At 39.0% G+C, this 3,948-nt stretch carries 4 protein-coding genes; 1 reads left to right on the plus strand and 3 read right to left on the minus strand.

The features are described 5' to 3' along the window. A partial coding sequence (locus I6E86_RS13605; protein ID WP_197177920.1) for a sodium:solute symporter family transporter occupies positions 1 to 854 on the minus strand: 854 nt, incomplete at its 3' end. 876 nt (positions 855 to 1,730) lie between these two features. On the opposite strand from I6E86_RS13605, the gene I6E86_RS13610 reads away from it, so the two are divergent. After that, the gene (locus I6E86_RS13610) at positions 1,731 to 2,741 is read left to right on the plus strand and encodes an ester cyclase (RefSeq protein ID WP_197177921.1); all 1,011 of its coding nucleotides are present in this window, start codon (positions 1,731 to 1,733) and stop codon (positions 2,739 to 2,741) included. Positions 2,742 to 3,140: 399 nt separating this feature from the next. Here I6E86_RS13610 and I6E86_RS13820 read toward each other — a convergent pair whose 3' ends face one another. After that, positions 3,141 to 3,275 (minus strand): hypothetical protein, encoded by a 135-nt coding sequence (locus tag I6E86_RS13820; protein ID WP_265090701.1) that lies wholly within the window; start codon positions 3,273 to 3,275, stop codon positions 3,141 to 3,143. A gap of 78 nt (positions 3,276 to 3,353) precedes the next feature. Further along, positions 3,354 to 3,948 (minus strand): hypothetical protein (locus I6E86_RS13620; RefSeq protein ID WP_197177922.1); only part of this gene is annotated, 595 nt, incomplete at its 5' end.

The raw sequence follows: 3,948 nt of genomic DNA on the forward strand, positions 1-3,948 counted from the left end.
AATAAAAAGTAGATAAAAAATGCAGCAAAGCCCATTAGTAGATATGATTTTTTGGCATCTCCCATACTCTTTGCACCTAGAGTACGTTGCACCATCATTTGGTTACCACCGTATACGGTGATATGAAACAATGTCATTGCAACCACCCCTGCCCAAACGGTGGGAGCAACCGAAAAGTCTAAGCTCCAGTTCAATGGATTTAGCTTATCGTTTTCTCCCAGCATAGTGAGAGCTCCTGACATCGGTGATACTTCTCCAATTAATATGTAAAAGATAATTCCCGCACCAAGAAATAGAATAAATCCCTGCAAGACATCTGTCCAAATGACAGCATTCATACCACCCATGAGGGTATAGCCTACAACAATAGCTGACATAAGGATGATGGCTGTTTTTGGCTCTATACCTGTCGCAAAAGTAATAACGAAAGCGGTAGCCGTCAGGATGGAGGCGGTAGTGATCGTTTGGGTAACCAAAAACAGTGCACTTATGATGGCTCGAGATTTTTTACCAAACCGACGCTCTAAATAATCATAAATAGAAGCGACGCCACTGCTATAAAAGAAAGGTAGGAAAAATACGACGACAATGAAGATGACTATGGGATAGTTAATATGAATGGCAAGAGCTGCCATTCCATCTCCATAAGCCCAAGCAGGTCCACCTAAAAATGACAAGGCACTGATGTATGTAGCAATTACGGAAATACCAATGGCCCACCAAGGGGATGAGCGGTCACCGATATAGTAGTCTTCTGCAGTAGAAATTTTTCGACTCATAAACCAGCCGAGTAAAAGATTGGCTAATAAATAAACAATGACAATCACCCAGTTGAGGGTACCAAAACTTTCCATAATCAAGATCCTTTTGTTAATGACCCTCTCAAGTGCGTAAAGTAAAACTTTATGATCTTGATTAGGATTGCTGATACATCAATATCACTTGAGTATATTTAATATTGAATTCGAATGCAATAAATTTGTACAGTGTGTTTTGGCTTGCTCTTATTCTTAGAATAGAGTCAAAATGAACTTGTTTAAAATGAGAGGTATTGAAGAGGTAGTGAAAGTAGAATTGAAATATCATTAACAATGTTGGATTGCCCACGCTTGAATGGGTGGCACTTTGATCATAGCTCTCGTCTTGCAAAGCTAAATCGATAATCAATTTGTGTTTGGCGCATCTTAAGTTCAATAAAACCCGTTTGCATAGCACAATTGATTATGTGCCACCTTTTGGATTTGAAAAATACTATTATGATATTTTAACCCTGTCATACCTTGCTTTCTGAATCACCTAAACTCACCACAGATAAAGTCGGGACCGTTCACATCCGGGCTTATTTAGTATGTTTTTTCATAGAAAAAACATACTAAATGCTAAAAGACTTTTAATGACATAATTATATGTAGAAAAAATAGCATCAATCATGAATTAGGCAACATTTTACCTAGCTATAGTTAATATACCTGTCATCAATCAATAAAAAGTGCAATCGAATTCAAAATGTCTTAACATATAACTTACTTCAGCTATCTGAATTGGGCGCTTCTAATATTTTAGCTCCATCAATACGATGAAAGCCCTTAATCATTATAGAAACCTATACTCAATAACGTAGAACGAGATAAATCCATTCCTAAACTTTATTAATATAGTTCAGAGTATTAAGCATTAAATAAACCGAGCTATGGTATTTAGACAATAACTGTAAATTAACGGGACAACATATGATCCAACAAGCCAAAGATTTTATCTGGGAATACTGTGAAGCCTTTGATAATACTGATGTCAGCTCACTACCAGAGCTATTTAATCAATTCATGAGTGACGAATACCGTTGGAAGGGGGTATATCCATTTCGTGACCTTTCTGGACCTGATGCAGTGATTGAGCATTTTTGGCAACCACTCAAGCAGTCTGTCAAACATCTGCAAAGACGTATTGATATTTTTATTGGCGGTGACAATGAAATTGAAGACAATAGTAATGCTCAGGCAGTTTGGGTCATGAATATGGGGCATTTTACAGGGCTTTTTGATAAGCCGTGGCTTGATATTCCTCCCACTGGTAAGATGCTCAATATCCGCTATGCTGAGTTCCACCGAGTAGAGAATAATAAGATTACCGATACTGGGTTGTTTATAGACCTAATAGGTGTCATGCAGCAGGCTGGCGTTTATCCACTACCCCCATCAGCAGGACAGTATTTCGTTTATCCTGGTCCTCGCAATCATCAGGGGATTTTGCGAGGTGAAAGTGACCCATTGCAAACCAAAAAAACGCTCGATACGGTCAATAGAATGGTTGAAGACCTCAATCAGCTGAACCTAAGCGGCGCTATGGGCTGCCCTCCAGAAGTATTGGCACAAACCTGGCACCAAGATATGATTTGGTACGGACCTTGCGGTATTGGCGCAAGCTATACCATCGAACGCTATCAAAAACAGCATCAATTGCCCTTCCGTAATGGCTTGGGGGATAAAAAATACAATGGACATGTGTGCCGTTTCGCTGATGGCGAGTTGGCTTGCTTTTTTGGCTGGCCAAACTTAACCAATACACCAAAAGGTGGATTTTTAGGTATGCCGAGCAGTGTGCAGGCCGATATGCAAGTGGTAGATGTTTATTATCGCAAGGATGATAAGCTGTCTGAAAACTGGGTATTTATCGATATACCTTGGTGGCTAAAACAACAAGGGCTGGATGTGCTGGAACGTATGCGAGAAATGCAATTCTAATATTAATCCTGAATGAAAATTAAAAACATAAAAAAGCCACTAATGTGGCTTTTTTATGTTTTGTCATAACATCAAGACTATAAAAATATAGCTCCTGTACTCTACCTTGATATCATCACTATTAATCAATAGCTAACACTCTAGGGGCTTGCGGTTAATAGATCAAAGGCATATATAGTTTAATTAGTGACCTGCCCCATTGATACTATGAACCATCTCTTCGACCATTTTCTCAGCATCACCAAAGACCCTCATGGTTTTACCCATGTATAGTTGATTCAGTTTAAAGGAGAGACAAGGCAACCGAGTGCAAATGTATAGGTGATACTTCAAGCGAGGTTAACGTTGTCACTCTTGTATAGAGTATTGACTATAGAACAAACTGTTATCAAGCCCTGCTTAACCTGTACTCATTGAGCGCTTGATAACCATAATTATTTGCTCTTTAATGACTTCTAGAATCGGCATATTAAGATTGGTGAGGTCAAATCGTCTTTCGCTCGTGATATCCGCACTGATGACACCGATTCTCATACCGTCTCCTTACGCTTAGCGATTATATTCTCAGTTCCGTAACTCAATCCAGTTTCGATACTCAATGAGCGACAAGCTTTAGCCTAACGTATTAAAATAGGCTAAGAATAATATTATGAAGACAAATAATACAGGCAATAACCACACTACTTTATCGACCTTACCAGGGACAATGTACCAACCATCAACCTTCTCAGGTAAACCCTCAGCTGCGAATTTTAACTGTTGACCTTTGACCGTTTGTTCATGCCAAACTTCTTGTTTACCATCCAGTATTAAGCTTGCACTAATAGAAACAATAATGTTGATAGCGCCGCCAATGACGACAAACCAAGGCCATGCAATATTTGGTGGTGTCCAATCGGTAAACGGGATACCAACTGCAAATACATATATACCGATAAAACCAGCAGCCACACCAGTAATGAGACCTCGCTCTGTGGTGTGTTTTGAAAAGAAACCTAAGCTAAACATGGCTAGCTTTGCCCCAACAAAATATGAAGAGACTTCTGTAAGTGTCTCTAAGATAGACCCCTTACTGTCAATAAATGTGAATGCAATAGGAATAATAAATATTGCCCAAGTGATAGTAAAAATACGAGAGGCTGATAAGTAGTGCTTTTCGTCACCATCTTTTTTGATATACGGCTGATAAAAATCGAGTACGGATATC

This window comes from Psychrobacter sp. SWN149, from assembly GCF_015864565.1.
In the GTDB taxonomy this organism is placed as follows: Bacteria; Pseudomonadota; Gammaproteobacteria; order Pseudomonadales; family Moraxellaceae; genus Psychrobacter.

What these genes read in the sequence shown, in the direction of transcription:
- I6E86_RS13610 (WP_197177921.1), top strand. Translation starts at nt 1,731, where the DNA reads ATGATCCAACAAGCCAAAGATTTTATCTGGGAATACTGTGAAGCCTTT.
- I6E86_RS13820 (WP_265090701.1), bottom strand. Translation starts at nt 3,275, where the DNA reads ATGAGAATCGGTGTCATCAGTGCGGATATCACGAGCGAAAGACGATTT.